27 protein-coding genes are annotated in these 25,635 nt (G+C 59.4%); 13 read left to right on the plus strand and 14 right to left on the minus strand.

Translation table 11 applies throughout. The features are described from left to right. Position 1: 1 nt before the first annotated feature. Both GOX75_RS10025 and GOX75_RS10030 read right to left on the minus strand, forming a co-directional pair. On the minus strand, positions 2-1,048 hold the full coding sequence (locus GOX75_RS10025; RefSeq protein WP_171122671.1) for an MBL fold metallo-hydrolase: 1,047 nt from the start codon (positions 1,046-1,048) through the stop codon (positions 2-4). Next, on the minus strand, positions 1,048-2,751 hold the full coding sequence (locus GOX75_RS10030; protein ID WP_171122673.1) for an acyl-CoA dehydrogenase: 1,704 nt from the start codon (positions 2,749-2,751) through the stop codon (positions 1,048-1,050). The genes GOX75_RS10025 and GOX75_RS10030 overlap by 1 nt, the downstream gene beginning before the upstream one ends. Positions 2,752-2,888: 137 nt before the next feature. On the opposite strand from GOX75_RS10030, the gene GOX75_RS10035 reads away from it, so the two are divergent. Continuing rightward, entirely contained in the window at positions 2,889-3,839 is a 951-nt protein-coding gene (locus tag GOX75_RS10035) for an L-threonylcarbamoyladenylate synthase (RefSeq protein ID WP_171122675.1), read from the plus strand. Here the strand turns inward: GOX75_RS10035 and GOX75_RS10040 are convergent, their stop codons facing one another. Then, positions 3,840-4,394: a YqgE/AlgH family protein gene (locus GOX75_RS10040; RefSeq protein WP_171122677.1), complete on the minus strand. Its 555-nt coding sequence runs from the start codon at positions 4,392-4,394 to the stop codon at positions 3,840-3,842. Between the two features lie 145 nt (positions 4,395-4,539). Here GOX75_RS10040 and GOX75_RS10045 point away from each other — a divergent pair, with 145 nt between their 5' ends. Both GOX75_RS10045 and GOX75_RS10050 read left to right on the plus strand, forming a co-directional pair. Beyond that, positions 4,540-5,352: a protein-disulfide reductase DsbD domain-containing protein gene (locus tag GOX75_RS10045; protein WP_171122680.1), complete on the plus strand. Its 813-nt coding sequence runs from the start codon at positions 4,540-4,542 to the stop codon at positions 5,350-5,352. Positions 5,353-5,357: 5 nt separating this feature from the next. Continuing rightward, the gene (locus GOX75_RS10050; RefSeq protein ID WP_171122682.1) at positions 5,358-5,777 is read left to right on the plus strand and encodes an NUDIX hydrolase; all 420 of its coding nucleotides are present in this window, start codon (positions 5,358-5,360) and stop codon (positions 5,775-5,777) included. Here GOX75_RS10050 and GOX75_RS10055 read toward each other — a convergent pair. The 6 genes from GOX75_RS10055 to GOX75_RS10080 all read right to left on the minus strand — a co-directional run bounded on the left by GOX75_RS10055 (position 5,774) and on the right by GOX75_RS10080 (position 13,267). Further along, positions 5,774-9,172: an efflux RND transporter permease subunit gene (locus GOX75_RS10055; protein ID WP_171122684.1), complete on the minus strand. Its 3,399-nt coding sequence runs from the start codon at positions 9,170-9,172 to the stop codon at positions 5,774-5,776. The two genes, GOX75_RS10050 and GOX75_RS10055, sit on opposite strands and share 4 nt — an antisense overlap. A 6-nt stretch (positions 9,173-9,178) precedes the next feature. Further along, positions 9,179-10,633 carry an efflux RND transporter periplasmic adaptor subunit gene (locus GOX75_RS10060; RefSeq protein WP_171122686.1) on the minus strand — a complete coding sequence of 485 codons (1,455 nt, stop codon included), beginning with the start codon at positions 10,631-10,633 and terminating at the stop codon, positions 9,179-9,181. Between the two features lie 104 nt (positions 10,634-10,737). Beyond that, positions 10,738-11,280, minus strand: coding sequence for a molybdenum cofactor biosynthesis protein B (moaB, locus tag GOX75_RS10065; RefSeq protein ID WP_171122689.1), 543 nt, complete (start codon positions 11,278-11,280; stop codon positions 10,738-10,740). A gap of 6 nt (positions 11,281-11,286) precedes the next feature. Beyond that, a complete protein-coding gene (locus GOX75_RS10070; protein ID WP_171122691.1) occupies positions 11,287-11,907 on the minus strand; it encodes a LysE family translocator in 621 nt (206 codons plus the stop codon). Then, entirely contained in the window at positions 11,904-12,503 is a 600-nt protein-coding gene (locus GOX75_RS10075) for a metallophosphoesterase (RefSeq protein ID WP_171122693.1), read from the minus strand. The genes GOX75_RS10070 and GOX75_RS10075 overlap by 4 nt, the downstream gene beginning before the upstream one ends. After that, positions 12,503-13,267 (minus strand): uracil-DNA glycosylase family protein, encoded by a 765-nt coding sequence (locus GOX75_RS10080; RefSeq protein WP_171123210.1) that lies wholly within the window; start codon positions 13,265-13,267, stop codon positions 12,503-12,505. The genes GOX75_RS10075 and GOX75_RS10080 overlap by 1 nt, the downstream gene beginning before the upstream one ends. A 215-nt stretch (positions 13,268-13,482) precedes the next feature. Here GOX75_RS10080 and GOX75_RS10085 point away from each other — a divergent pair, with 215 nt between their 5' ends. The 7 genes from GOX75_RS10085 to GOX75_RS10115 all read left to right on the plus strand — a co-directional run bounded on the left by GOX75_RS10085 (position 13,483) and on the right by GOX75_RS10115 (position 18,718). After that, positions 13,483-13,668 carry a hypothetical protein gene (locus tag GOX75_RS10085; protein WP_171122695.1) on the plus strand — a complete coding sequence of 62 codons (186 nt, stop codon included), beginning with the start codon at positions 13,483-13,485 and terminating at the stop codon, positions 13,666-13,668. A 409-nt stretch (positions 13,669-14,077) separates the two neighbouring features. Next, positions 14,078-15,013, plus strand: coding sequence for an aspartate carbamoyltransferase catalytic subunit (locus GOX75_RS10090; protein WP_171122696.1), 936 nt, complete (start codon positions 14,078-14,080; stop codon positions 15,011-15,013). Then, entirely contained in the window at positions 15,010-15,528 is a 519-nt protein-coding gene (locus tag GOX75_RS10095; RefSeq protein WP_171122698.1) for a hypothetical protein, read from the plus strand. The genes GOX75_RS10090 and GOX75_RS10095 overlap by 4 nt, the downstream gene beginning before the upstream one ends. Then, positions 15,513-15,899: a hypothetical protein gene (locus GOX75_RS10100; RefSeq protein WP_171122700.1), complete on the plus strand. Its 387-nt coding sequence runs from the start codon at positions 15,513-15,515 to the stop codon at positions 15,897-15,899. The genes GOX75_RS10095 and GOX75_RS10100 overlap by 16 nt, the downstream gene beginning before the upstream one ends. Further along, positions 15,896-17,176, plus strand: coding sequence for a dihydroorotase (pyrC, locus tag GOX75_RS10105; protein ID WP_171122702.1), 1,281 nt, complete (start codon positions 15,896-15,898; stop codon positions 17,174-17,176). The genes GOX75_RS10100 and pyrC overlap by 4 nt, the downstream gene beginning before the upstream one ends. After that, positions 17,176-17,781 carry a glycerol-3-phosphate 1-O-acyltransferase PlsY gene (gene plsY, locus GOX75_RS10110; RefSeq protein ID WP_171122704.1) on the plus strand — a complete coding sequence of 202 codons (606 nt, stop codon included), beginning with the start codon at positions 17,176-17,178 and terminating at the stop codon, positions 17,779-17,781. The genes pyrC and plsY overlap by 1 nt, the downstream gene beginning before the upstream one ends. 460 nt (positions 17,782-18,241) lie before the next feature. Next, the gene (locus GOX75_RS10115; RefSeq protein WP_171122705.1) at positions 18,242-18,718 is read left to right on the plus strand and encodes a YHS domain-containing (seleno)protein; all 477 of its coding nucleotides are present in this window, start codon (positions 18,242-18,244) and stop codon (positions 18,716-18,718) included. A gap of 70 nt (positions 18,719-18,788) precedes the next feature. On the opposite strand, the gene GOX75_RS10120 is transcribed toward GOX75_RS10115, so the two are convergent. Beyond that, positions 18,789-19,772 (minus strand): quinone oxidoreductase, encoded by a 984-nt coding sequence (locus GOX75_RS10120; protein ID WP_171122707.1) that lies wholly within the window; start codon positions 19,770-19,772, stop codon positions 18,789-18,791. Between the two features lie 194 nt (positions 19,773-19,966). Here GOX75_RS10120 and GOX75_RS10125 point away from each other — a divergent pair, with 194 nt between their 5' ends. Continuing rightward, entirely contained in the window at positions 19,967-20,824 is an 858-nt protein-coding gene (locus GOX75_RS10125) for a DUF2189 domain-containing protein (protein ID WP_171122709.1), read from the plus strand. A gap of 16 nt (positions 20,825-20,840) precedes the next feature. Here GOX75_RS10125 and GOX75_RS10130 read toward each other — a convergent pair whose 3' ends face one another. Together GOX75_RS10130 and GOX75_RS10135 are read right to left on the minus strand one after the other, a co-directional pair. Next, on the minus strand, positions 20,841-21,824 hold the full coding sequence (locus GOX75_RS10130; RefSeq protein WP_171122711.1) for an NAD(P)H-quinone oxidoreductase: 984 nt from the start codon (positions 21,822-21,824) through the stop codon (positions 20,841-20,843). Positions 21,825-21,879: 55 nt separating this feature from the next. Beyond that, positions 21,880-22,572, minus strand: a complete 693-nt coding sequence (locus GOX75_RS10135) for a COQ9 family protein (RefSeq protein WP_171122713.1) — start codon at positions 22,570-22,572, stop codon at positions 21,880-21,882. Positions 22,573-22,683: 111 nt separating this feature from the next. On the opposite strand from GOX75_RS10135, the gene rpsU reads away from it, so the two are divergent. After that, on the plus strand, positions 22,684-22,890 hold the full coding sequence (gene rpsU / locus GOX75_RS10140; protein ID WP_005614280.1) for a 30S ribosomal protein S21: 207 nt from the start codon (positions 22,684-22,686) through the stop codon (positions 22,888-22,890). Between the two features lie 118 nt (positions 22,891-23,008). On the opposite strand, the gene ppk2 is transcribed toward rpsU, so the two are convergent. Beyond that, complete coding sequence (gene ppk2 / locus GOX75_RS10145; RefSeq protein WP_171122715.1) at positions 23,009-23,926, minus strand: polyphosphate kinase 2; 918 nt, start codon at positions 23,924-23,926, stop codon at positions 23,009-23,011. 345 nt (positions 23,927-24,271) lie between these two features. Here ppk2 and GOX75_RS10150 point away from each other — a divergent pair, with 345 nt between their 5' ends. Next, the gene (locus GOX75_RS10150) at positions 24,272-25,060 is read left to right on the plus strand and encodes a CPBP family intramembrane glutamic endopeptidase (protein ID WP_171122717.1); all 789 of its coding nucleotides are present in this window, start codon (positions 24,272-24,274) and stop codon (positions 25,058-25,060) included. Between the two features lies 1 nt (position 25,061). On the opposite strand, the gene GOX75_RS10155 is transcribed toward GOX75_RS10150, so the two are convergent. Beyond that, positions 25,062-25,520 carry an Lrp/AsnC family transcriptional regulator gene (locus GOX75_RS10155; RefSeq protein WP_171122720.1) on the minus strand — a complete coding sequence of 153 codons (459 nt, stop codon included), beginning with the start codon at positions 25,518-25,520 and terminating at the stop codon, positions 25,062-25,064. Positions 25,521-25,635 lie beyond the last annotated feature (115 nt).

The following is a 25,635-nucleotide window of genomic DNA, read 5'->3' on the forward strand; positions in this document are numbered from 1 at the left end:
TTTACCCTTTGCGCTGAAACTCCCACGCCCCGTCCGCGCGGAGCGTCCGGGTGACAGCACCAATGTGGTAAAGATGGTTGAGATGTGCAACCGACTCAACCAAAGCCAGCCCGTACTCACCCTCGGAAATCTTGCGTTTGAACAGCGGAAGGAAACAGTCGGCGGCGGTTCTGGGCGTGTCCAGATAGTCGCGCAGGCGATCCAGTGCACTGTGGTGGTTTTCGATCAACTGCTTCATCCGTAGTGGCAAACCGGTAAATGGCAGCTTATGCCCACCCAGTGCCAGTTGGTCAGGCCGGGCCAGACCTTGCAGACGCTCGCACGCCTCCAGCCATTCAGCGACCGGGTCCGCCATCGGTTCGGTGACAAAGACGCCAAGGTTGGGACTGATCGAACTGAGAATCTGATCACCCGTAATCACCAGATTGTCGTCGCGGCTCCAGAATGTGGCATGTTCGGGTGCGTGGCCATTGCCCATATGCACGACCCAGTCGCGACCACCCATGCGGATCACGCCATCCTGCTTGATCCGGGTAAAGCCCAACGGCATCGGATAAACCGTGTCGCAATAGTTAAAGGGCCGCTCGGTCAAGCGCTTGGCCAGAATGTCCGGCGCCATGCCAGCGCTGCGATAATAGTCCAGCGTTTCCTGCGGCCAGTTTTCCTGCACATCCAGCGTCAGCATTCGCGCGAACAACCACGCCGTGCGGGTCGTGATCAGTTCCGCGTCGTGTTCGGATTGAAACCAACCTGCATTGCCGATGTGATCCGGATGATGGTGGGTGACCACCACGCGTTTGATCGGCTTACCCGCCAAGGGGCCAGCCATCAGGGTTTCCCAGATGGCACGGGTCTTATTCGACGAGAAGCCGGTGTCGATCAGCGTCCATCCATCACCGTCATCCAACGCATAGACATTGACATGATCCAGCGCCATGGGCAGCGGTAACCGCATCCACAGAATACCTTCGGCGACCTCGATCGCTTGGCCCGTAGCCGGAGGCTCGGGCCATGGATAGCGGATCGCCAAAGAGGTATCGCCGTCCATCAGGCTGCCAGCTCGTCCGCGCTGAGGGCATAGACATCGTCCGCGCCGTTCTGCGCCTGCGCCAGAAGACCCGCGAATTCAGGCAGCAGCGCATTTACATAGTAGCGCGCCAGCTTAAAGCGGGGGCCTTCCGGTTCCGCCAGAGCCGCCTTGAGGTGATAATGCCCACCCAAAACACGCGCGAAGGCGTGCAGATAAGGCACCGCACCTGCGAAACGGGTATTCATGTCGGTCTGCGACACAAGCCATTCGGTAGCTTCACGCAGGCTCTCGGTGGCTTCCCAGACAGGTCCGGCCAATTCGGGCATAGTCGCGCGCGCTTTTTCTGCGTGATCTTCGATTTCGTCCAGAAGGCGGCTGGCCGCTTCGCCACCATCCATCATCTTGCGGGCAACAAGGTCCATGGCCTGAATGCCGTTGGTGCCTTCGTAGATCGCAGTCACACGGACGTCGCGGTAAAACTGTGCAGCTCCGGTTTCTTCGATGAAGCCCATGCCGCCATGCACCTGAACACCGGTTTCCGAGACACGCATACCGGTTTCGGTGCCGAACGCCTTGCAGATCGGGGTCAGCAACGCCGCACGCGCGCTCCAATCCGCGTCGCCAGTGGCATCGGCCATGTCGATCGCAGCCGCGTTTGCCAGCATGATCGAGCGCGCAGCAAAAGTGTCGGCCCGCATCGCCATCAACATCCGGCGCACATCCGCGTGGTCGATAATGGTCCCGGACGGTGTCTTGCCCTGTTTCCGTTCCAAAGCGTATTGCACCGCGTGCTGATAGGCACCTTCCGCAGCACCCACTCCCTGACCGCCAACGCCCAGGCGCGCGTTGTTCATCATGGTGAACATCGCGGCCATGCCGCCATGTTCCTTGCCCACAAGCCAGCCCTTGGCGCCGTCATACTGCATTACACAGGTCGGCGACCCATGCAGGCCCATCTTGTGTTCCAGCGAAACCACTTTCAGGTCATTGGCCACACCGGGGTTTCCACTCTCGTCCGGCAGGTATTTTGGCACCAGGAACAATGAGATACCTTTTGTGCCCGGCACTCCATCGGGCAAACGCGCCAGAACCAGATGGCAGACGTTTTCGGCAAAATCGTTGTCACCCCACGAGATATAGATCTTCTGACCTGACACCGCATATGTGCCGTCGCCATTGGGTTCCGCTTTTGAAGTCAGCGCGCCAACGTCCGATCCGGCCTGCGGTTCGGTCAGGTTCATGGTGCCCGACCATTCGCCTGCGATCATCTTGGGCAGGTACAACTCTTTCAACTCATCACTGGCGTGATGTTCCAGCGCCTCGATCTGGCCCTGTGTCATCAAAGGGGCCAGTTGCAGCGACAGACAAGTAGCAGCCATCATTTCGTTTACTGCTGTGGTCAAAGTCATCGGCAGGCCCATGCCACCATATTCGGGGTCCGCGCTCATCCCGATCCAACCGCCTTCGGCAATCGCTTTCCAGCCGTCCGCATAGCCCGGCGAGGTGCGCAGCACGCCGTTTTCCAGACGCGCGGGTTCCAAATCACCGGGGCGTTGAAGCGGTGCCATAATCTCTTCGCACATCTTCCCGGCCTCGGTCAGGATGGCGCTGACTACGTCCTCGCTGGCTTCCGCGAATTTTTCAGTCGCAGCGATCTGGTCGAACCCGATCGCGTTTCGTAGCAAAAATTCATAATCAGCGATTGGCGCGCGGTACGGCATGTCTTCCCTCGGAGTTGTTTCGTTCGGTTTAATATGGCGGGGTTGGAAATTCCACCGCCGACCTATATGCATCTGGGTTTGAACGATTACGTAGCTTTACCAATGTTACACGCAATCAAAACGCAGCGTCACCGCCAATGAGTCCTAACGGCACACGGGAATATACCGCGACCCCCAGCGGAATAGCGCAGGCTGCGGACCTGTTACGGCAGGGGCTGTTGGTCGCCTTTCCGACCGAAACGGTTTACGGGCTCGGCGGAGATGCCCGAAATGGCGAGGCCGTGGCCAGCATTTACGCCGCCAAGGGACGCCCCAGTTTCAACCCGTTGATCGCGCATGTTGCGTCTGTCGAAGCCGCTCAACGCTTTGTTGAATGGTCCGATCTGGCGGAAAAGCTGGCGCGAGCTTTTTGGCCCGGTCCACTAACATTGGTGCTGCCCTTGCGCTCGGACCACGGCATCTCTTCTCTGGTTACCGCCGGGTTGGACACGCTGGCCGTGCGCGTTCCAGCGCATCCCACGGCACGCGCGCTGCTGGGTGCGTTTGACGGGCCGGTTGCGGCACCTTCGGCCAACCCTTCGGGTCAGATCAGCCCGACCACGGCCGATCACGTGCGGGCCGGGCTGGACGGTCGCATCGCCGCCATTCTGGACGACGGGCCCTGTGGTGTGGGGTTGGAGTCCACCATCGTCGGGTTGGCTGGCCCTCCGGCTCTGCTCCGCCCTGGTGGAGTGGCGCTGGAACAGATCGAATCTGTTCTGAACACTCAACTGCATCTCCACCTGCCGGAGGACCCGTTATCCGCGCCGGGGCAGTTGCAGTCGCATTACGCCCCGGACGCACCTGTTCGGCTAAACGCCTGCAAAACGCAGGGCGACGAAGTACTGCTGGGCTTTGGGTCGGTCGATTGCGATCTGAATCTGTCACCGGACGGAAACCTGACCGAGGCAGCGGCCAATCTGTTTGCCACGCTGCACAGCCTTAACGAGACAGGCCGGCCCATTGCGGTATCGCCGATCCCCGATCACGGGTTGGGGGTGGCCATCAATGATCGCCTCCGCCGCGCTGCTGCACCGCGCGATAGCTGATCAGGCGCGCCCGGCGCTGGCCGACAAAGTCAGCGGGTCCACACCCAGCGTTGCAAGTGTAGCTTCCCATTTCTCATCATCAGGAACGTCGAACACAAGCCGCGACGACGCCTCGGTCGTCAGCCAACCGTTTTGGGCGATCTCATCCTCAAGCTGCCCCGGCCCCCAACCAGAATAGCCCAGCGCCAGCGTGGAATTCAAAGGCCCCTTCCCCGAGGCAAGATCTTCAAGCACGTCCAAAGTGGCGGTCATGCTGAAATCGTCCGAGATTTTCATCGAATGCAGGTTCGCGTCGTAATCCGAACTGTGCAGCACAAATCCACGGGACATTTCGACCGGACCTCCGAAATGGACCAGACGCTCGCCTATGATCGGGATCTCGCAGGCGATATTTAGCTGTTCAAGCAGGGCTTTGATCCGCAGGTCCGACGGTTTGTTCACAATCAGCCCCATGGCACCGTCTTCCCCGTGGCTGCACATATAGACCACCGAATGATCAAAGCGCGGATCCCCCATGCCGGGCATGGCAATCAACAGTTTTCCGGTCAGGTCCATAAGATGCCATCTCTTGCTGAGTACCTTTCAACAATGGCCTTGGGGGGGTTGGATTGGCAAGGGATCAACGCAGATTTCCGCGGATTTCATTCTGGTGACCGGAACGTGACTTGGATTCTGGCCCAACTCCGCGCATGTATTGGGTATGAAAGTAAACGGGACATTACCTGCGGTCGCATTGACCCTGAGCTTTTTGACATCAGGGCCAGCTTTGGCTCAGGTCACAGGGTCGGTGGTCGAACTGGACGTGCTGGATGGGGGTCGCACCGCGCAGGGCACCTATCTGGGGGCTATGCGTTTGACCTTGCAGGAAGGTTGGAAAACCTACTGGCGCGCGCCCGGAGATGCAGGAATTCCGCCTCAGTTTAACTGGAGCGGCTCGGAAAATGTGGGCGATATATCCTTTACATGGCCCGCGCCCTCGGTCTTTGATCAGAATGGTTTGAAATCTATCGGATACCAGGATCAACTGGTTCTTCCCGTTGAAATCACACCGAAGAATGCCGCCAAACCCGTTCGCTTGCGGGGAACAATGGATTTGGGCGTCTGCAAGGATGTGTGCATCCCCGAGCAGTTGGGCTTTGATCATACGCTAAATGCCGATGCGGGTCGCAATCCCGCAATCGCCGCCGCGCTTGCGCAGCGCCCGTTTTCCGCGAAAGAGGCGCGCGTGGCGCACACCAGTTGCCGTCTGACACCCACGTCGGACGGAATACAGATCGAAGCCCGCGTCACCATGCCCTCGGCCGGAGGGCGTGAGATCGCCGTGATCGAACCCGGCAACTCGATGCTGTGGGCCTCGCCCCCGGAAACGGAACGCCAGGGTGACACGCTGGTTGCCACGTCTGAGGTGATCAGCGAATCCGGCGGTGCCTTTGCGCTGGACCGATCCGAGATTCGGATTACCATTTTAGGCGCAAGCCACGCGGTTGATATTCAGGGGTGCAGCGCAGGCTGACAGGCATGACGCAAACTCCTAAAATCGGCGCATTGGCCGTCGTCGTCCATAACGAACAGGTTCTGTTGGTCCAGCGCAGCAAACAGCCCGACGCGGGGCTTTGGGGTTTTCCCGGCGGCCACGTAGAATGGGGCGAAACTGTTCTTGAGGCCGCGCAACGGGAATTGCGCGAAGAAACCTCGGTCATTGCCGAGCCTTTGCGATATCTGGATAATCTGGACCTTCTTCGCCGGGACGCGCAAGGCGCAGTACAGTCACATTACCTGCTGGTCGGTGTCGCCTGTGAATACCGCTCAGGAACCCCTGTTGCCGCAGACGACGCGCAGGATGCGCGCTGGTTTCCTTTGGATCAAATCCGTCGCGGCGAGCTGGCCATGAGCGACCGAGTGCCAGATTTGCTGGAAATCGCGCTAAACCGCGATTAGGCTGGCCGCCCTTTCAGACGTACATACAGCAGGCTGGACAATGTGACGGAAAGCAAAAGGATCAGCACCGCCCCGGCAAAGAAGGCGCCAAGCCCCATCTGCAATACAGCGAGTCCATCCTCACCGGCGTAAAGTCCCGACAGCGGTCCAAACGGTATGCCGGTCACGGCTGGCAGAACCATCGTCACGCCAAGCCATAGCAACATGACCAGCCCCGTCACAGCCAGCGCACCGCGCACGACACGGTCCGGTGCCCGCAGCCCCCTGCGCATGGCTGTCATCGGGCGCGACAGGTCATTTAGAATGGCCAGCAGCGCAGGAACCAGCAGCAGAACCAACAGCATCCCGAAGGCCAGCCCGTAGACCAGAGTAATAACCGTCGGCTTGAGGAATTGCGCCTGTTGCGATCCTTCATACAAAAGCGGCGTGAGCCCCAGAACAGTAGTCAGCGTCGTCAGCATCACCGGCCGCAAACGGTCTGCCGTTCCTTCAATGATCGAAGGCACAAGCCCACGCTCTTGTCGGTAAGCATCGATGGTCGTCACCAGAACAATCGAGTCGTTGATGATGATCCCAGTCATCCCCAACAACCCCACTACTGTGAACATGCTCAGCGGCACGTCCCAGACGTAGTGCCCCCAAATCGTTCCGACCAAGCCAAACGGTATGATCGCCATAACGACCAGAGGTCGCGTCCAACTGGCGAAGACCCAAGCCAAAACCAGATAAATCCCCGTCAGGCACAAAATCAGACCAGTCCGCGCCTCGGACAGGAATTCATCCTCCTGTTCACTCAGGCCTGCCATCGTCCATTCGACCTGGCGCTCCGAGGCGATGCCGGGCAAAATCTCTTCCTGCATCGCGCGGGCGATTTCGGCGGCCCGGGCGGGGTCATCCTCGGAAATGTCGCCATAGACCGAGACCACCCGCAAGCCGTTCTCGCGCCGCACGGTCGAGAACCCGGACTTTCGCTGTACGGACACGATATCGGCCAAGGGTACATAAACGCCGTCTGGCGTGCGCATCAGCGTTCGCTCAAGGAAGTCGGCGGTCAGTTCCCCCTCGGGAAGTTCCACGCGAATCTCGGCGCTTCGGGGACCATCGGGGAAGGTGGCGGCCTCAATACCGTTCAACCGGTCGCGCAGAACCCGGCCCAGCGTTTCGATCCGGAAACCCAGCGCCTGCCCCTGCGCTGTGAGATCCAGAATGAACTCTTCCTTGTCATATGCCAGATTATCTTCAAGGGCCGAGACTTCGGGGTATTTCGAAAGTTCGGATTGCAGATCTTCAGACGCGGATTTGAGCGTATTTACGTCCGCGCCATAAAGCTGAACGTCAATCGCATCACCACCCGGACCGGACCGCCAGCCCCGGAAGCTGAGGATTTCCACCTTGGGATGGCGCGGAACAAAGTCCTGTAGCTCGCCCACAAATTCAAAGCTGGAATAAGGGCGCAGATCGGCGTCGATCAATTCAATCGAAATCCCGCCCAACAGGTCCGAATCCTTGCCATCCGCTGCCGACAAACCGCGCCCTGCTGTGCCGCCCACTTCGGCTAGCACGTATTCGATGGGATTGCGCCCATGGCGTTCTTCGTAAATCTCGCCCAGTTCTTCGGCTGCGCGTTGGACCTGCTGCATCATTGCCAGCGTGTCGGCGCGGGTCGCGCCCTCGACCATGATGAAATTGCCTGTGATCGAGCCGCGCTCGGGCGCGTTGAAGAACCGCCAGTTCACGTCGCCCCGAATGAAAAGCGCGATCTGGCTGGCCAGAAATACGATCATGACCGCAACTACGACATACCGCGCCCAGATTGCCCATGCGATCAAGGGCCGGAACAAAGTGTCCCGGACCCAACGGAACCCCCGATTTACCACCCGGTTAGGCAAGTCATACCAATGTTCCTTGGCCGAATGCGCGATTGCGTGGGCCATGTGGTTGGGCAGGATCAGAAAACACTCGATAAGCGAGGCGATCAGGACCGCGATGACAGTAAAGGGTATGTCGCGGATCAGCTCTCCGAACCGCCCGCCAATGGCAGTTAACCCGAAAAAGGCGATCACAGTTGTCAGGGTCGCGGCAAAGACAGGCATCGCCATGCGCCGCGCGGCGCGTTCGGCAGCGATCATGGGGGCCTCGCCCAGCCTTCGCGCCCGGAAATCCGCGTGTTCTCCAACAACAATCGCGTCATCGACAACGATGCCAAGCGTAATGATCAGGCCAAACAACGAGACCATGTTAATCGAAAGCCCGCCTATATACATGAAGGCGATGGCCGCAGACATGGCCACCGGAATACCCGCCGCAACCCAAAAGGCGATGCGCGCGTTCAGAAACAGGAACAGCAGGCAAACGACAAGCCCCAGCCCAACAAGCCCGTTGTCGATCAGAATATCCAGACGGTTGGTAATCGCCTGCGCTCGTGTGCGGATCAACTCAACCGTCACGCCTTCGGGCAGGCTAGCCTGCATCTCGGCAACCACATCTTCGACGGTATGCTGAATTTCAATGGCATCCCCGAGGTTCGAGCGGTCGACCCGCACGGACATGGCCGGGTTATCACCCACGTAATAACTGCGGTTCCGGTTGACGCCCTCCACCCGGATCACGGCGACATCGCCAATAAGAAGTTTTGAGCCGTCCTCGAAATTGCGGAGTGGAATGCCTTCGATTTCCTCTGGCGTCCGCTTTTCGGTGCCGGTCCGAATGCGCGCATTGGCTCCGGTAACATCACCTGCTGGATTCGCCGTTACTTCGGCAGCGATGGCCGAGGCGATCTCGGACAGGGTGATATCATTTGCGATAAGCTGCGCTGTCGGAACTTCGACCACGATACGAGGGGCCGCAAGGCCACGGATCGTCGTCCGCGTGACACCCACGGCGAACAGGCGGTTGATCAACTCATCGGTGAACTTGGCCAGATTGTCAGGCGCGACAGGTCCTGTGACCACCACATCCGTAACTCGGTCGCGCCACCCGCCGCGGCGTATAGTCGGTTCGTCGGCGTCTTCCGGCAGGTTGGTCACACCGTCGACGGCGGTTCTGACATCCTCCACTGCGCGGGACATGTCCCAGTTGGGCTCGAACTCCATCCGAATACTTGCCCGCCCCTCGCGCGAGGTGGTTTCGGTACTGGCCACCCCCTCGACCGCCAATAGCGCAGGTTCAAGAAGCTGAACGATGCCATTGTCCACGTCTTCGGGACCGGCCCCGTCCCACGCGACGTTCACATCGACGCGCTCAAGAATGACATCGGGAAAAAACTGCGCGCGCATGTTCGGGATGGCCGCTGCCCCCAGAACAAGCATGACAAGCAGCAAAAGATTGGCGACCGTCCTGTGCCGGGTAAAGTAGCTGAGAACGCCGCCTGCCGCACCGGGTATGTCGCGCATCATCGGGCCTTACCCCCCTGCCCGATTTTCCAGACGCCGCACAAGTGACGCCGGCACTTTCGCCTCGCGCAACTGCCCCAGAACGCGGTCCTTCACAGCATCCGGCATTCGATCACTGGCTTCGACCTGCGCCACCAACCGCGCGCGTTGTTCTTCGGTCAGCTCGACCATATCGGCCAATGCGCCTGCGTTGGCCTCGGCTCGCAGGGGTCGCACCCGGACACCCGCCCCCAGCAGGGGCGTTCTGCCGACCACAACCTCTCGGCCTTCCAGACCCTCACCGCGCAACAAGACCTCATCCCCCTGACGACGAACAAGCTGCACAGGCAGCGACTCAAGCCGATCCCCCTCGCCCAGCACCAAAACCGTGCCGACCGCATCCAGAACGGACGAGGGCAGGCGCACGACGTTGTCCAACGGTTGTTCCTCAACAGTGACCGTCACGAAATCGCCGGGCTTGAACCCGGATGCATCGTCCAGACGGGCATAGATCAACCGCCCGGTCTGCCCTTCGCCCGCCGAACCGCTGTCGCGGCTGATGCGCCCTTGCGCCATCAGGTCGGTGCCTGTGACCTCGAGCGACACTGTGACAGGCGCGTTGATCAACCCGCCCTGCGCATCCAGCAGGCGTACATATTGCGCAGTCGAGACGCGGAACGCCACCTCCAGCGCATTCGGATCGACCAGTTCCGCCAGCTTTTCATTGGCGGACACCAAGCGCCCTTCAACCAGAGTCACATCCGTCAGCGTACCGCCAAACCGCGCCTTTACTGTCATGTCGTCCAGATCACGCTCGGCGGCCTCCAGCGCGATACGCGCCCGCGCCAGCAGGGTGGTTGCCTGATCCACGCGCGATTCCGCCTGCGCCAGTGCAATCCGCCGCGCCAGAACCGACTGTTGAGCGGATGCCTCGGCCAGTTCAGCCTCTTCCACGGCGGCCGGGGTTCCGACGCCCCGCGTCTGCAAGTCTTTCTGACGCTGCAAGGCACGACCGCGCAGGCCTGCCTGCGCCTCGGCTGAATTCAACTCGTCCTGCGCCAGCAGCAAAGACCGCTCGGCATCACGTTCCTCGAACTGAGCGTCCAGAAGATCGGATTTCGCACGATCCAGTGCAGATTGCGCATCGGCGGGATCAAGCTCGACCAACACTTCGCCTTGTGTCACCACGCCGCCATCCTCGAAATCTTCGGACAACGACATCACCCGCCCCCCTAAAGCGGCGCGTAGTTCCAGACGCCTGCGGCTTTGCACTTCGCCGAAGGCCTCCAGATAGGGGATGACAGTTGTAAGCTCGGCTGGCTGGACGGAAACGGCAAACACACGCTCGCGCGCCTGCGGAGCCTCATCGTCGCGTGTCAGCACATCCTGAACAGCGCCCGAAATCATTTGAACAGCCACAAACAGCAGGGCCAGCGTCAGAAACGCCAGAAAAACACCGACAAGGCTCTGCCGTAGAAATCGCATTCACTTTTACCCCGGTTGCATCAGGCTGCCATTTGCAAAAGGTAGCCGGGCTGTCGAAATTGCCAAGCTACAAAGCACGTTAAACGCTTAAACGTGTGAACAGTTTACTTCCGTCGCAGATGTTCGTCCAATCTGGGCATTATTTCCACGAAATTGCAGGGCCGGTGTCGGTAATCGAACTGTTTTTCCAAAATGCCGTCCCACGCATCCTTGCACGCGCCGGGGCTGCCGGGCAGCGCAAACAGATAGGTTCCTCCGGCTACGCCGCCGGTTGCGCGGGATTGCACCGCCGAAGTGCCGATTTTCTCCATCGACACTATGGTGAAAACGGTGCCAAACGCGTCGATTTCTTTCTCATAGACGTCGCGATGCGCCTCGACTGTTACATCGCGCCCGGTCAGTCCGGTACCACCGGTCGAAATCACGACGTCGATTTCCGGGTCCGCGACCCAATTCCGCAACTGCGCAGCAATCTCGGCACACTCATCCCGGATGATCTTGCGGTCCGCGACTGTATGGCCAGCCCGTTCGATCCTGTCGACAAGCGTCTGGCCCGATCGATCTTCCTCCAGCGCGCGCGTATCCGATACGGTCAAAACAGCGATCCGGACGGGGATGAAATCCAAGGTTTCGTCAATGCGCGACATTTAGCGTCAGGCCCTTTCCATGATGGCAAGTCGAATGGCAAGGGCCGTGAAAATACCGCCCGTCACCCATCCCATGATACGAGAGGCGCGCGGGTTCGAGATCAGCACTCGCCCCGCACCGCCTGCGAAAACCCCAACCAGCCCATTCACCACGAATCCGCCCAGCGCGATGATCACGCCCAAGATCAGGAATTGCGGCAGGATCGGACCGATGGCCGGGTTCACAAATTGCGGGATAAAGGCCAGCACGAACAGAATGACCTTGGGATTGGTCAGGTTCACAACCAGCCCGTCCCGAAACGCGTATCGCGTTGGTTTGGAGGGTTTGTCATCCGAAACCGCCCCGTAGCGAATTGCACCCCAGGCCAGATACATCAGATAGGCCACGCCCATCCAGCGGATCACGTCGAACAACCACGGCAGGGTAGACACGGCAGCACCCAAGCCAAGCCCTGCCAGCAACACGTGAACCATCAGCCCCGCGGAAACCCCCGCGCTGGCGATCAGTGCAGGTTTCGCACCAGATCGCAGCCCCTGTCCGAAACAGAACATCATGTCGGCCCCCGGCGTAAAATTCAGCGCCATAGCCGCCGGTATGAATGCCAGCAACGTCACCGTTTCGATCATGAGGTCACCTCGAACCAGTTCACTTTAGGACCAAGATTGGCGATCTGCGTGCGTCCGATGGCGCCACGATAGCCCCAACTATCATGGATATGGCCGTGCAAAGAGTATTGCGGCTGCAGGCGTTCTATCGCATCGCGCACGGCAACCGACCCTACCGCATCGCCCATTGACGTCGTATCGCCATACCCTTTGGGCGGGGAATGCGTGATCAGGACATCGGCGGCGTCGCAACGCTCCAGCAACTCGGCGGCTTCCGATTCCGACAAGTCACAGGACCACTCACCAAACGGCGTGAGGGGAACTCCGTACCCAAGGCCAAACAGACGCAGACCATCCACAGTCATCCCCGACCCGTGTAGAACATGGACACCCTCGGGCGCGGCATCCGTCAATTCGGCCGCGCTTTCGGCGTTTCCGGGGATCAGGACAAGAGGGGCGGAAATCTCTGACAGCATCGCCATCGCCTCATCCAGACCCTGTCGCATGTTGCAGTAATCACCCGCGCCGATCACCAGATCAGCCTCGGCGCTGGCCACGGCAATCTCGGCCGCGCGGTTGCGTGCCATATGCAGGTCTGAGAACGCGAGAACTCGCATCACTTACCCTCCAGCCAGGCTTTCAGCTCTAGCAAATCCGCCCATGCCTGCCGTTTCAACTGTGGCTGACGCAGCAGGTCCTCGGGTCTCAGCATCGGGATCACCGGCAGGTCAAACCCCAGATCCCACTTACCGCGCAGCCGGGTGATCCCGCGCCTGCCCAACACAGCCTGAGAACTGATGTTGCCCATGACCACCAGAACATCCGGCTTGGCCAGCGCTACGTGTCGCTCCAGAAACGGCTGCATCATACCGATTTCCTGAGGGTTCGGGTCCCGGTTCTGGGGCGGGCGCCAGGGAAGAACATTGGTGATATAGACGTTTTTGGACCGGTCCAGATCTATCGCGGCCAGCATCCGGTCCAGCAACTGACCCGCTCGACCTACGAAAGGCTTGCCCGCGCGGTCTTCTTCGCGGCCCGGCGCTTCGCCGACGATCATCACCCGCGCACCCGGTGTGCCATCGGCAAAGACCAATTGGCGCGCCCCGCGTTTGAGATCACAATGCTCGAACGCATCCATCGTGCTGCGCAACTGATCCAACGACCCTGCGCCGGCGGCTGCCGCCTTTGCCACGGCAACCGGATCCACCTGTTTCGGCTTTTCGGGCGCGGCTTGGGCTGCTGCAGGCTTTTTGGCCTTGGGCGCGGTATCGGGCAGCGCATAGCGATCCACCGGAACATCCCCGGTCGCTTCTGTTGCGCCCAGTTCGACCTGCCATTCCAGCAAAGCCCGCGCCGTGTGATAGTCCAAAGCCGATTCCATAACCCTCAATCTAACCACCTTTTGACCGAGGGAAAGTGAATAGCACTTGATCGGATGGCCCGTCCCGCTCAGCATTGTCTCATTCATGTTGGTCCTATTACGATTCCTTGCCATTGCACTGTTGCTGATCCCCCTCGGCGACCCCGGTTTCGCGCAGCTGCAAAACCGAGGCGGTCTGTATGACAGGAACACCTTTCCAAACCGGGGCGGCATCTATGAGCGGAACAATCAGTGCCCCGGTGGTCAGTTCAAATGCGGTGCGCGCTGCTGTTCCGGCGGGCAAAGATGCAGTTTCGACGGCCACTGTATTCCGCTGGGCGGCACCTATTGCGGGGGTGGGCGCACATGTGGCCCGTTCGAGCGGTGTGTTGCAGGCGGCAGATGCGCACCACGAGGGGTAAACAAGTGCCGGTCGCGCCTTGACTGCCCCGGCGGCAGCTTTTGCAATATGCGGGGTGAGTGCGAGCGGACCACGCCCGATCTTCAACCGCTCCCTTCCTTAAAATGCGATGACGGACGGACCTGCGATTCGGGCTCCGCTTGCCTGCCCGGCGGTGGATGCTCGCGCCCGGGCTGGTTTTTCTGCGAAAAAACCGGGTCGCAATGCCGTCCCGGGTTCAAGTGTTCCAAGAATCAGGGCTGTGTCCCGGTCAAGGCGGTGGACTGCGGCTATGGCAAATGGTGCAAACCCGGTGAACAGTGTCTGCCCGACGGCGGGTGCGAGAAACTGCCCGAAGGGTCCGATCCGTAGGTTGCCTTGCCTCGCGCAGCTTCTTATAAGCGGCTCGATTGTCAGACAGGAGCCCGCCCATGCGTTTCGCCCATCGTCACCTTCTTGGCATCGAGCATCTGTCGCAATCCGATATTACCGCCATTCTTGATCTGGCCGAAAAATATGTCGATCTGAATCGTCAGTCAGCCAAGCGTTCAGACGTGCTGTCGGGGCTGACCCAGATCAACATGTTCTTTGAAAATTCGACCCGCACACAGGCCAGCTTTGAAATCGCGGGAAAGCGATTGGGCGCGGATGTGATGAACATGGCGATGCAGGCCAGCTCGATCAAAAAGGGCGAAACGCTGATCGACACGGCGATGACCCTGAACGCGATGCACCCCGATCTGCTGGTGGTGCGGCACCCCCATTCCGGCGCGGTCGATCTGCTGGCACAAAAGGTTAATTGCGCCGTGCTGAACGCAGGCGACGGGCGCCACGAACACCCCACGCAAGCTTTACTGGACGCGCTGACAATTCGCCGCGCCAAGGGTCGGCTGCACCGGCTGAACATTGCAATCTGCGGGGACGTGGCCCATTCGCGCGTGGCCCGGTCGAACTTGATCTTGCTGGGCAAGATGGAAAACCGCATCCGGCTGATCGGACCGCCGACTCTGGTGCCCGGTCAATTCGCTGACTTCGGTGCTGAAATCTATGACGACATGAACGAGGGGCTGAACGACGTGGACGTCGTCATGATGCTGCGCCTTCAAAAGGAACGGATGGACGGCGGCTTCATCCCTTCGGAACGCGAATACTATCACCGCTACGGGCTGGACGCCGCGAAACTGGCGCAGGCCAAGCCAGACGCCATCGTCATGCATCCCGGCCCGATGAATCGCGGCGTGGAAATCGACGGCACTTTAGCCGACGACATCAACCGCTCGGTCATTCAGGAGCAGGTCGAGATGGGAGTCGCCGTCCGCATGGCCGCGATGGAGCTGCTTGCCCGCAACCAGCGTGAGGCCGCATGAGCGATCTGACCGTTGCCCCCCATGAACACGGCGTGATCCGCCTGTTCACGCTGGGCATGCGCCCGGAAGAGGCGAAGTTTCTACGCGAACCGGGCGCTGCGGATCAGGTTCTGGGGGTTGCGGGTCTGGACCCGAATCAAATCGACATTTTCCCGGTCGCCGACCTCGAAGACCTGGGGCTTTATGGATATCTCAACGAGGGGTGCGGGGTAACGGAAGATCAGTTGAACCGCACAGATCTTGAGGCGGTTGACGGCTGGGTCATGGCCGTTCGCAGCGCAGCTTTCGGTGGAAACGCCGCCGAATTGCACCCCGATCCAAGGCTGCACCTCATCGGCCTTTATACGGAAGAAACAACCAATTGGTCCGGCGGTGCCATTGCATCTGAAAGCGCCAAGCCGTTCTCGGCCCCGCAGGCAGCTTCGGCTGACGACACGCCACCCCGTGTCGGGTCCGCTGTCTTGGGACTTGTGATCCTGTTGTTGATCGGGGGTGTTCTTTGGCTGATCCTGTAACCTTCACCGCCGACAAAAGCGCCTATATCCGCACAAACACATGGCTGGCCGCCTTTGCAATGGCAGGTGCCATGGTCGTGCTCTGGCTGGTTGGGAATCCGTACATCTGGACCGGTGCGCCTGCGGGCCTTGCAGCGGTTGGCGTCCGTGCATGGTATCTGGCCTCGGAAGAACTGACCAACACGTGGAAGATGTCCGAGACTGCCCTGACGGGCCCCGGCCCACGCAACGTACCCCTGAACCAGATCGAGGCCGTCAACATCATGGGTAGCTTCGTTCAGATCGTCACAAAGGGCGGCGACAAGCACCTGATCAAATATCAGGCCGACCCCGCTGCCACCAAAGCCGCAATCGAAAGGGCCATGGCATGACCGACCAGCTTTTCACCAACGCCCGCCTGATCGACCCCGAGGCCGGGACAGACAGCCTCGGTTGGCTACAGATAGCCGGAGGCCGGATCGTCGCGCGCGGCGAAGGTGCGGCCCCATCCACCGACGCGCAGGTGATCGACTGCGGAGGGCATTGCCTTGCCCCCGGCATCGTCGATATCGGCGTCAAGGTGTGCGAGCCTGGCGAGCGGCACAAGGAAAGCTATAGATCCGCAGGTCTGGCCGCCGCTGCGGGGGGCGTGACCACAATCGCCACCCGGCCCGACACTCTGCCCGCCGTTGACACACCCGAAACGCTGGAATTCGCCACCCGCCGCGCACAGGCGGATGCTCCGGTGAACGTCATGCCTATGGCCGCCCTGACCAAAGGGCGCGAGGGGCGCGAGATGACCGAGATCGGGTTCCTGCAAGACGCGGGTGCCGTGGCCTTTACCGATTGCGACCACGTGATCGCCAATACCAAGGTGTTTTCCCGCGCGCTGACCTATGCGAAATCCTGCGGCGCGCTGGTGATTGCCCATCCACAGGAACCGGGCCTCAGCGCAGGGGCCGCCGTCACCAGCGGCAAGTTCGCCGCCCTGCGCGGCTTGCCCGCCGTTTCCCCCATGGCCGAGCGGATGGGGCTGGACCGCGACATCGCCCTACTTGAGATGACCGGCGCCGCCTATCACGCCGACCAGATCACCACCGCCCGCGCCCTGCCCGCGCTGGAGCGCGCCAAGCGAAACAGGCTGGATATCACCGCAGGCACTTCGATCCACCACCTGACGCTGAATGAACTGGACGTGGCTGACTATCGCACCTTCTTCAAGGTCAAGCCGCCGCTGCGGTCCGAGGACGACCGGCAGGCCGTGATCGAGGCAGTGCGGACCGGGCTGATCGACACGATCAGTTCGATGCACACCCCGCAGGACGAGGAAAGCAAACGCCTGCCGTTTGAAGAAGCCGCATCCGGCGCTGTGGCGTTGGAAACGCTGCTGCCTGCCGCGCTGCGTCTTTATCATAGCGAACAACTTGAACTGCCGACCCTGTTCCGCGCCATGTCCCTGAATCCGGCCAAACGGCTGGGGCTGGAATCCGGCCGTCTGGCACCGGGCGCGCCTGCTGATCTGGTTCTGTTCGACCCGGATGTCCCATTTGTGCTGGACCGGTTCAGCTTGCGATCAAAGTCGCAGAACACACCATTTGACGGCCAGCGGATGCAGGGTAAGGTCACCGCAACCTATGTCGCGGGACAAGAAGTTTACCGGAGACCCTGATGCCACCATTTGACAGTTCCATGACCCAATTACTGCTGTGGGCTGTGTTTGGATACCTGATCGGGTCCATCCCGTTCGGGATGATCATCGCCAAGGTCATGGGCTTGGGCAACTTGCGCAATATCGGGTCTGGCAATATCGGCGCAACGAATGTGCTGCGCACCGGCAACAAATCGGCAGCCGCCCTGACGCTGCTGTTAGACGCGGCCAAGGGCGCAGTTTCAGTCCTGATCGCACGAGCGATGGCCGGCGAAGATGCGGCTCAGGTCGCGGCGCTGGCGGCCTTTCTGGGGCACTGTTTTCCAATCTGGCTGGGTTTCAAGGGCGGCAAAGGGGTTGCCACCTTTCTGGGGATTTGGCTGGCCCTGGACTGGCGCGTTGGCGTGGCGTGTTGCCTGACATGGTTGGTGGCGGCTGCGATCTGGAGGATTTCGTCGCTGGGCGCACTTGCGGCGGCGGCGCTTTCGACCATTTGGGTCATGATCCTGACGGACACCACTACATTCGTTCTCGGAGCGATCCTGACCTTGCTGGTCTATTGGCGGCATAGCGCAAATGTTGCGCGTATACGTGCCGGAACAGAACCCAAAATCGGGCAGCCTTGACCGCGACACAGCCCTTTCTACAGGCATTTTTTGCCCTACCCGCTGGAACATCAACGGGGCGGTTCAAAGGCAATCCCTATGTCCTGACCCGAACCGAGCTGGCCGGGGGCAAATCCCAAAAACTTGTCGCCCATCAATTAGGTGGGCCGGACTATATAAGCCTGAACCTTTATCTCACGAAAAACAGTGGCGCCTTGCTGCGCCCATGTGAGATGTCGGTGCAAAAAGTCACTGATTTTGTTTTTTGTTTTCAGCCGGATTATTAGGCATCGCCCTATTTTCATGCCTGAAATCCAATTATTACAGCGCCCTCACATTTCATTGTTTTGAACGTGATGCCAAGGCCGCCCATTTCGGGGTCGTGACGGCCAATTCCCGACCGCACTGAACAAAATCTCGAGAGTTGACCGGACACAATTTGCGCGTCGTCCGGTGGCTCAATTCACGAAAGGTGAAAACCATGAACAAGATCAAATCCCTCATCGGCGGCGTTGCGCTGTCCGTCGCAGTCGCAAGCACAGCTCTGGCCGCTGGTGTTGAACTGAACGCAAGCTCGACTGGTCTGGCGTTGCAGGGCTATGACCCGGTTGCCTATTTCACCGTTGGCGAAGCGACCAAAGGCGACTACCGCATCACCGCGCTGCACAACGACGCGCTGTACCGTTTTGCATCGGAAGAAAACAAAGTCGCGTTTGAAGAAAACCCCGAAGCGTACCTGCCTGCATATGGCGGCTACTGTGCGTTCGGCACCGCAATGGGCTTCAAGTTTGACGGCGACCCGAACTACTGGAAAATCGTTGACAACAAGCTGTACCTGAACCTGTCGTCTGACATTCAGGAACGCTGGGAAGGCGACATCCCGGGCTTTAACAAAGCCGCAGACGCCAACTGGAAAGACATCGCAAGCAAAACTCCGGCCGAACTGCAAGCGCAGTAAGCCAACCCTTGCGAAGAAAAGACCGGCGGCAGGAATGCCGCCGGTTTTCTTTTTTGACGACGGTTGCCGTTTACAATTCCAGCACCGTGCTGCCTGTGGTCTGGCGCGCTTCAAGCGCGCGATGGGCGTCCGCGACTTGTTCCAGCGGGAAACGCTGATCTATGTGTATCTTGACCTCATTGCCCGCCACCTTGCCGAACAAGCGCCGAGCCATGGCCTGACAAACAGCGTGATCGGCAATATGGGTGAACAAGGTCGGCCGGGTGATTTGAAGCGACCCCTTCTTGCCCAGAATTCCGATATCCATCAGCGGCACGGGACCCGACGCATTCCCGAACGAAATCATCATCCCCAGCGGCCTAAGGCAGTCCAGCGACCCGTTGAACGTATCGGCCCCGATCGAGTCCATCACCACATCCACGCCTTTGCCACCCGTAATCTCGGCGACGCGTTCCGCAAAGTTTTCGGTCCGGTAATTTATGCAATGGGTGGCACCGTTGAACTGCGCCAGACTGCATTTCTCATCCGTGCCTGCGGTTCCAATCAGCTTGATGCCTTCGGACTTGGCCCATTGACAGGCAATCAGGCCCACACCCCCGGCTGCCGCATGGAACAGAACGGTGTCTCCGCGTTTCAGCGGCGTCGTGCGGTGGAACAGATATTCAACTGTCATGCCCTTGAGCATCATTGCCGCCGCCGCGTCGAACGAGATTTCATCAGGCAGGGGACAGACCTGAGCCGCAGGCATGACACGCGCTTCGCAATAGGCGCCCGCTGGGGCCGCGGCATAGGCGGCACGTTGGCCGGGTTCCAGATGGGTCACACCGTCGCCAACGGCTTCGATTATCCCTGCGGCCTCCATACCCAGAGCGTGCGGCAACTCCATCTGGTACAGTCCGGTGCGCTGGTACACGTCGATGAAATTCAATCCGCAGGCGTGATGGCGAATGCGTACTTCTCCGGGTCCCGGTTCACCAAGGGGGCGGTCTTCGATCTTGAGAACCTCAGGGCCGCCGTGTTCGTGAATAACGACGGTTCGTGCCGTTTGATGCATGCTGAACCTCCTGTTGTCTGCCGCCAAGCTAACACGCCTGCGACACATAACAATCGGCACAATACCGCGAGCAACCGCCAAAACGGAAAAAATTGTGTTATACTGGTGCCTAAGCGTTGCCGGCTGGTCCGGCCAAAGGCAACTGTCGCCGGATCATCTCTGCTGCGTTCAAATGCAAACCGGAGGGGATGACGATGGCCAAGACTATTGGAAATCCGATCAGCTGGGCAGCCCGCAATATTGGTGCGACCGGTGATCATATCGCAGAAAGCGTGACCCGTATCGGCAGTTCGGACACGCAGCAATTACCGCGGGTTCAGACTCTGACCCTGAGCGACCTCTGGGCCTGTCTGCGCGCGGGTTCGGAAGATTTTGTGGAAACCCGGGCAGACGCGATTTTCGTCGTGCTGATCTATCCGATCGCAGGGCTTTTGATGTTCGGGTTCGGGCTGAACAGGAACATGGTTCCTTTGCTGGCCCCGCTGATCGCAGGGTTCGCCCTTGTCGGACCAGTGGCTGCCGTGGGCCTTTATGAAATCAGCCGCAAACGCGAACAGGGGGCCGAAGCCCATTGGCTGGACGCGTTCGGCGTTTTCCGCTCTCCCTCATTCGGGGCGATACTAGCGCTGGGTTTCTACCTGGTCATGTTGCTGCTGATTTGGCTGATGGTTGCGCAAAGCATTTATGTCCAAACCCTGGGACCCGATTTGCCAACGTCCCTTGGGGCATTCCTGACCGAAGTCTTCACGACCCGCGAAGGCTGGACCATGATCCTAATTGGCAATGCAATCGGGTTCCTGTTTGCCCTAATCGCATTGGCCATCAGTGTGGTCAGCTTCCCATTGCTCTTGGATCGCAAGGTCGGTGTGCCGGTGGCCGTCGTAACATCGGTACGGGTGTTGCGACATAACCCGGGGGTTATTCTGACATGGGGACTTATCGTTGCCGCCTCATTGATTCTGGGCGCAATTCCGATGCTGCTGGGGCTGATTGTGATCATTCCGGTTCTGGGCCACGCCACATGGCATCTGTATCGCCGTGCCGTGGCCTGAACCGTTCGGCTGGCGCTTAGCCGACCTTCAGAACGATCTTGCCAATGTGGCCTGAGCTTTCCATTCTGGCGTGCGCCGCCGCTGCATCGGCCAGCTCGAATTCGCTGTCCATCACAGGTGCCACTTTCCCGGCGTCAAGCAGAGGCCAGACGGCCTCGCGCAGGTCCTGCGCGATCTTCGCCTTGGCCAGATCGGATTGCGGACGCAAGGTGCTGCCGGTCAGGGTCAGACGATTCACCATCATCATGGCAAAGTTCAATTCGACCACCGGCCCCTGCAGAAAGGCGATCTGAACCAATCGCCCGTCCTCGGCCAAGGCTTTCACGTTGCGCGGGATGTAGTCGCCGCCCACCATATCAAGGATCAGGTTCGCGCCACCTTCGGCGCGCATCGCTGCCACGAAATCCTCCTCGCGATAATTGATCGCCTTTTCCGCGCCCAGCTTTTCGCAGGCCGCGCATTTTTCAGCCGACCCGGCGGTTGCAAAAACCCGCGCGCCAAACGCATTCGCCAACTGGATCGCCGTTGTACCGATTCCGCTGGAGCCGCCATGGATCAAAATCCGCTCGCCAGCTTTCAGACCGCCGCGCGTAAACACGTTTGACCAGACCGTAAAGAAGGTTTCGGGCAGGCACGCGGCCTCTTTCAGGCCCATGCCTGCGGGCACCGGCAAGCAATGCGCGGCGGGTGTGGCCACGTATTCAGCATAGCCACCCCCCGGCAAAAGCGCGCAGACATTGTCGCCCACGGACACCCCTTCGACACCAGCTCCGACGGCTACGATTTCACCAGAAGCCTCAAGCCCCGGCAGATCACTGGCACCCGGGGGCGGATCATAAGCCCCCGCCCGTTGCAGCGCGTCGGGGCGGTTCACACCCGCGTAAGCCACTTTCAGGACAACCTGACCGGCTTGTGCCTCGGGCACCGGGCGTTCAACCAATTGCAGAACATTCGGGCCGCCGGGCTTGGTAATTTCAACGGCGCGCATCGTTTGGGTCATGGGCAAATCTCCTTTGCCCAATGCCTAACAGCCAAATAACGAAAGGCCCAGACGCTTACTTGCGTGGGTTCAGCATTCCCGGCATATCAGCTTTCATTTTCATCGGAGCCTTCACTTGACCCGCCAGCCAGTTCGGAACTGCAAGAAACGGCTTGAACAAAGGGTTCCCGTTCACCTGCGCCTTGATCTTTTCGAACTGCATGACATTGTCGATGCGGCGGTCCAAAAACTCCCACGATTTTTGATGGTTCGGCGAATCGTCCCCCAGCCAGAACAACACGGTTGAGGAATAGACCCCAGACAGCGTCGCGCGCTTGGTGTACCAGTTCACGTCGTCAGACGTATCGCCCAGCGTATCCCAGATCAGATCGCAGGTCTGCCACATTGCTTTGGCCCCGTCGGCCGCGTGCATCGGCAGTGAAAAAAGTGTCACGCCCCGGCGCACCAGTTCTTTGTCCTCAACCGCTTCAAGGCGGAACCGGACGGCCGCGGCGATGCGGTCGCGGAACTTCAGATCGCTTAAATTCTCGGATTTCAGGCGCTCCACCATCGCAGCGTCCCCCCGCGCGTGAAACGCTAGCGCCAGGTCGACCGCACCACGGGGACAGATGGCACGCGCCAGCGCGTCGTCCATATCGCAATCGACTATGGCCATTCGAAAGCTGGTTTCAGACCAGCCGTCAAAGGGCACATGGGCCAGCATCGCGTCCAATAGCTGGGTTTTGGCGTCTTCATAAGTGGTGGTCATGGCGGTTCTCCGGGTTCTTGCACCAGTACTAGACAAGTTAGGGGCGCTTTGCTATACGGCCACTTCCTGCAATTTCCTTGCAACTCTATCTAGAAAGGTGGTGACAACCACATGCAGGTTAGTGTTCGCGACAATAACGTCGATCAGGCGCTTCGTGCCCTGAAGAAAAAGCTGCAGCGCGAAGGCGTGTTCCGTGAAATGAAGCTTAAGCAACATTTCGAGAAACCGTCCGAGAAAAAAGCGCGCGAGAAAGCTGAAGCGATCCGCCGTGCCCGTAAACTGGCACGCAAGAAAGCCCAGCGCGAAGGTTTGCTCTAAGCACCTGACGCTCGTCCAGCTTTGGATGACACTATTTGACGACCCCCGAGGCCACGCCCGGGGGTTTGTCGTTTCAAGGCCAAAGAAAAACGCCCCCGAAACATCAGGGGCGTCAGAATCAATAGATTTTCGGAACGTGCAACTCATCCGGCAGGATGCGGCGTTCATATTCCGGGTTGTACTTACGATCCGGCAGATTGACCTTTTCCTGCGGTACGTCCGTATAGGGGATCTTGGTCAGCAGGTGTTCGATACAGTTCAGCCGCTCGCGTTTTTTGTCGTTGCCTTCGACGATATACCACGGTGCCTCGGGAATATTGGTGCGGAACAACATATCCTCCTTGGCCTTGGTGTAAGCTTCCCAGCGGATGCGGGATTCCAGATCCATCGGAGACAGCTTCCACTGCTTCATCGGGTCGTGGATGCGCATAAGGAATCGCAACTGCTGTTCCTCATCCGTGATCGAGAACCAGTATTTCAGCAAGATAATCCCCGAGCGCACCAGCATCCGTTCAAATTCGGGAACGTCCTGAAAGAACTGTCCGACCTGATCCTCGCTGGCAAAGCCCATGACCCGCTCGACGCCCGCGCGGTTGTACCATGACCGGTCGAACAGAACGATTTCACCGGCCGCAGGCAGATGCGGAACGTAGCGCTGAAAATACCACTGGCTTTGTTCCCGGCGGCTTGGCGCTGGCAAAGCCACAACCCGCGCGACCCGGGGGTTCAGTCGCTGGGTGATCCGCTTGATCACCCCCCCTTTTCCGGCGCTGTCGCGGCCTTCGAACAGAATGCAGACCTTGGCCCCGGTATGCTGCACCCAGTCCTGAACCTTGATCAATTCGGCCTGAAGGCGCAGCAGGTTGCGGAAATAGACTTTGCGGTCCAGCATCTCGGGGTGCTGATCCTTGTAAATCTTGCGGATCTCCATCGACAGCATTGGCTCGCTAAATTCGATCTCGAAATCTTCGTCCAGCGTGTCTTCCAACTCGGCTTCCAGCCAGTCTTTGGGGGCATCGTTGTTTTCGTAAGCCAAGGTCTGTTCCTTATCTCATATCGGGCTCGGACCGTACCGGGCGAGTGTAAACGCCTGATGTCATCAGAAAAATTGATGAAGGCCCTTTTCCTAAGCTTAACCGCACTGGGCCGCAAGGTCACTGCGACACGAGAAAACGCGTAAGACAGCACTGGCAACAAAGGATGCACACGCCGTGTACACGCGGCAAAAATACCGCATAGCCAAATGGTTGGCACCGCTGCCCAGCACGTTATCTTGCCTTATTCAACCGCGTGAACGCATCTGTACCTGAAGCAAACCCGCGAGAGTCCCGTGACACATTTTGCATCTTTGCTACCCGCAATTTGGCCCTGGCTGATACTCATGACTGCGCAGATCGTCGCGGTCGCTGGCAAGAGGATGCTCTGCCTTGCTTTGCTCGCCCTGTTCGGCGCGGCCGCTCTTACAACCGGGTTGATCACCCCAATCGCGCTTTGCATTGCGCTTGCGGGTCTTGGTGGCGCGGCCATTATACCTCGGTTATCCGGGTATTCTGCAGGATTTGGGCATACCGCAATGATCCTGTGGGCCGCTGCCTTGGGTGCGCATCTGGTCCCTGGTTTCCACAACCTGCTGGTTCTTGATCAGGTCCAATCGGGACCAGACAGCACGGCGTTCAGCATGTACTTGAACCTGGACAAACCCCTGGTTCTTTTCGCCGTTCTTCTGGCCTGGCCCAACGTGAACACCCCAATCGCTCAGGTTCGCCGTCGCCCCTTGTTCGTTGGCCTAATACTCTTGCCTCTGCTGTTCGCAACTGGCCTTGCAACCGGGGCCGTACGGCCCGAGATCGGCCTGCCCGAGTGGTGGCTGTTGTTCGCACTCGCAAACCTGCTGCTAACCTGCCTGACGGAAGAGGCTTTCTTTCGCGGCTATCTGCAATCCATGATTTCTTCAAAACTTGGGGCAGCCTTGGGAATTGCCGCCGCGAGCGTTCTGTTCGGTCTGGTGCACTGGCCGGGTGGATTGGCGCTGGTCGCGTTCGCTTCGATCCTCGGGGCGGCTTGCGGGCTTGGCTATTATGCAACCAGTCGGCTTTGGGTGCCCACGCTGATGCACTTTGCGTTTAACGCGGTGCATCTGACCTTTTTCACCTATCCCGGCCCTGTCTGAATTACACTGGCAAAGCCGTGGTCTTGAACACCGTCCGCAGCGCGAAAGAGCTTTGCATCTGCGCCACGCCCGGCAGTCGCGACAAGTACTGACGGTGAATGCGAGCGAAATCTTCAGTATTTTCAGCCACGACCTTCAGAATATAGTCCGCCGTTCCCGCCATCAGATGACACTCAAGAACATCCGGAATCCGTGCAACGGCCTTCTCGAATGCATCCAGAACCTCTTCGGCCTGACCCTGCAGCGTGATCTCGACAAATACGGTCGTCGGCACCTTCATCATGCGCGCATCGAGCAAGGCAACATAGTCCCGGATATACCCTTCTGACTCGAGTCGCTGCACGCGACGATGACAGGCCGAGGGCGACAAGTTGGCCTGCTCGGACAACTCGGCATTGGACATCCTGCCATTTCTTTGCAACGCGGCAAGAATCTTTCGATCTGTCGTATCAAGGCTCATGAGCGCAATCCTTTTGCAGGTAGACGCTATTTTATCGAAGAATCTTCGGAAGAAAAGCACAGTGGCAGGCAGAGTTTCACAGAAATTGCATCCGGCATTGCCTATATTTTAGGCA

The sequence above is a fragment of the Ruegeria sp. HKCCD7251 genome (genome assembly GCF_013031165.1).
GTDB lineage: Bacteria > Pseudomonadota > Alphaproteobacteria > Rhodobacterales > Rhodobacteraceae > Ruegeria.

Coding starts and splice junctions, on each gene's coding strand:
- GOX75_RS10155 (WP_171122720.1), bottom strand. CDS start 25,520: ATGAGCCTTGATACGACAGATCGAAAGATTCTTGCCGCGTTGCAAAGA.
- moaB (WP_171122689.1), bottom strand. CDS start 11,280: ATGTCGCGCATTGACGAAACCTTGGATTTCATCCCCGTCCGGATCGCT.
- GOX75_RS10035 (WP_171122675.1), top strand. CDS start 2,889: ATGAGTCCTAACGGCACACGGGAATATACCGCGACCCCCAGCGGAATA.
- GOX75_RS10120 (WP_171122707.1), bottom strand. CDS start 19,772: ATGCATCAAACGGCACGAACCGTCGTTATTCACGAACACGGCGGCCCT.
- GOX75_RS10115 (WP_171122705.1), top strand. CDS start 18,242: ATGAACAAGATCAAATCCCTCATCGGCGGCGTTGCGCTGTCCGTCGCA.
- GOX75_RS10030 (WP_171122673.1), bottom strand. CDS start 2,751: ATGCCGTACCGCGCGCCAATCGCTGATTATGAATTTTTGCTACGAAAC.
- GOX75_RS10050 (WP_171122682.1), top strand. CDS start 5,358: ATGACGCAAACTCCTAAAATCGGCGCATTGGCCGTCGTCGTCCATAAC.
- GOX75_RS10025 (WP_171122671.1), bottom strand. CDS start 1,048: ATGGACGGCGATACCTCTTTGGCGATCCGCTATCCATGGCCCGAGCCT.
- GOX75_RS10125 (WP_171122709.1), top strand. CDS start 19,967: ATGGCCAAGACTATTGGAAATCCGATCAGCTGGGCAGCCCGCAATATT.
- GOX75_RS10040 (WP_171122677.1), bottom strand. CDS start 4,394: ATGGACCTGACCGGAAAACTGTTGATTGCCATGCCCGGCATGGGGGAT.
- pyrC (WP_171122702.1), top strand. CDS start 15,896: ATGACCGACCAGCTTTTCACCAACGCCCGCCTGATCGACCCCGAGGCC.
- rpsU (WP_005614280.1), top strand. CDS start 22,684: ATGCAGGTTAGTGTTCGCGACAATAACGTCGATCAGGCGCTTCGTGCC.
- GOX75_RS10150 (WP_171122717.1), top strand. CDS start 24,272: ATGACTGCGCAGATCGTCGCGGTCGCTGGCAAGAGGATGCTCTGCCTT.
- GOX75_RS10085 (WP_171122695.1), top strand. CDS start 13,483: ATGAGCGGAACAATCAGTGCCCCGGTGGTCAGTTCAAATGCGGTGCGC.
- GOX75_RS10080 (WP_171123210.1), bottom strand. CDS start 13,267: ATGGAATCGGCTTTGGACTATCACACGGCGCGGGCTTTGCTGGAATGG.
- GOX75_RS10135 (WP_171122713.1), bottom strand. CDS start 22,572: ATGACCACCACTTATGAAGACGCCAAAACCCAGCTATTGGACGCGATG.
- GOX75_RS10075 (WP_171122693.1), bottom strand. CDS start 12,503: ATGCGAGTTCTCGCGTTCTCAGACCTGCATATGGCACGCAACCGCGCG.
- GOX75_RS10090 (WP_171122696.1), top strand. CDS start 14,078: ATGCGTTTCGCCCATCGTCACCTTCTTGGCATCGAGCATCTGTCGCAA.
- GOX75_RS10045 (WP_171122680.1), top strand. CDS start 4,540: ATGAAAGTAAACGGGACATTACCTGCGGTCGCATTGACCCTGAGCTTT.
- GOX75_RS10130 (WP_171122711.1), bottom strand. CDS start 21,824: ATGACCCAAACGATGCGCGCCGTTGAAATTACCAAGCCCGGCGGCCCG.
- GOX75_RS10095 (WP_171122698.1), top strand. CDS start 15,010: ATGAGCGATCTGACCGTTGCCCCCCATGAACACGGCGTGATCCGCCTG.
- GOX75_RS10060 (WP_171122686.1), bottom strand. CDS start 10,633: ATGCGATTTCTACGGCAGAGCCTTGTCGGTGTTTTTCTGGCGTTTCTG.
- GOX75_RS10070 (WP_171122691.1), bottom strand. CDS start 11,907: ATGATCGAAACGGTGACGTTGCTGGCATTCATACCGGCGGCTATGGCG.
- GOX75_RS10055 (WP_171122684.1), bottom strand. CDS start 9,172: ATGATGCGCGACATACCCGGTGCGGCAGGCGGCGTTCTCAGCTACTTT.
- plsY (WP_171122704.1), top strand. CDS start 17,176: ATGCCACCATTTGACAGTTCCATGACCCAATTACTGCTGTGGGCTGTG.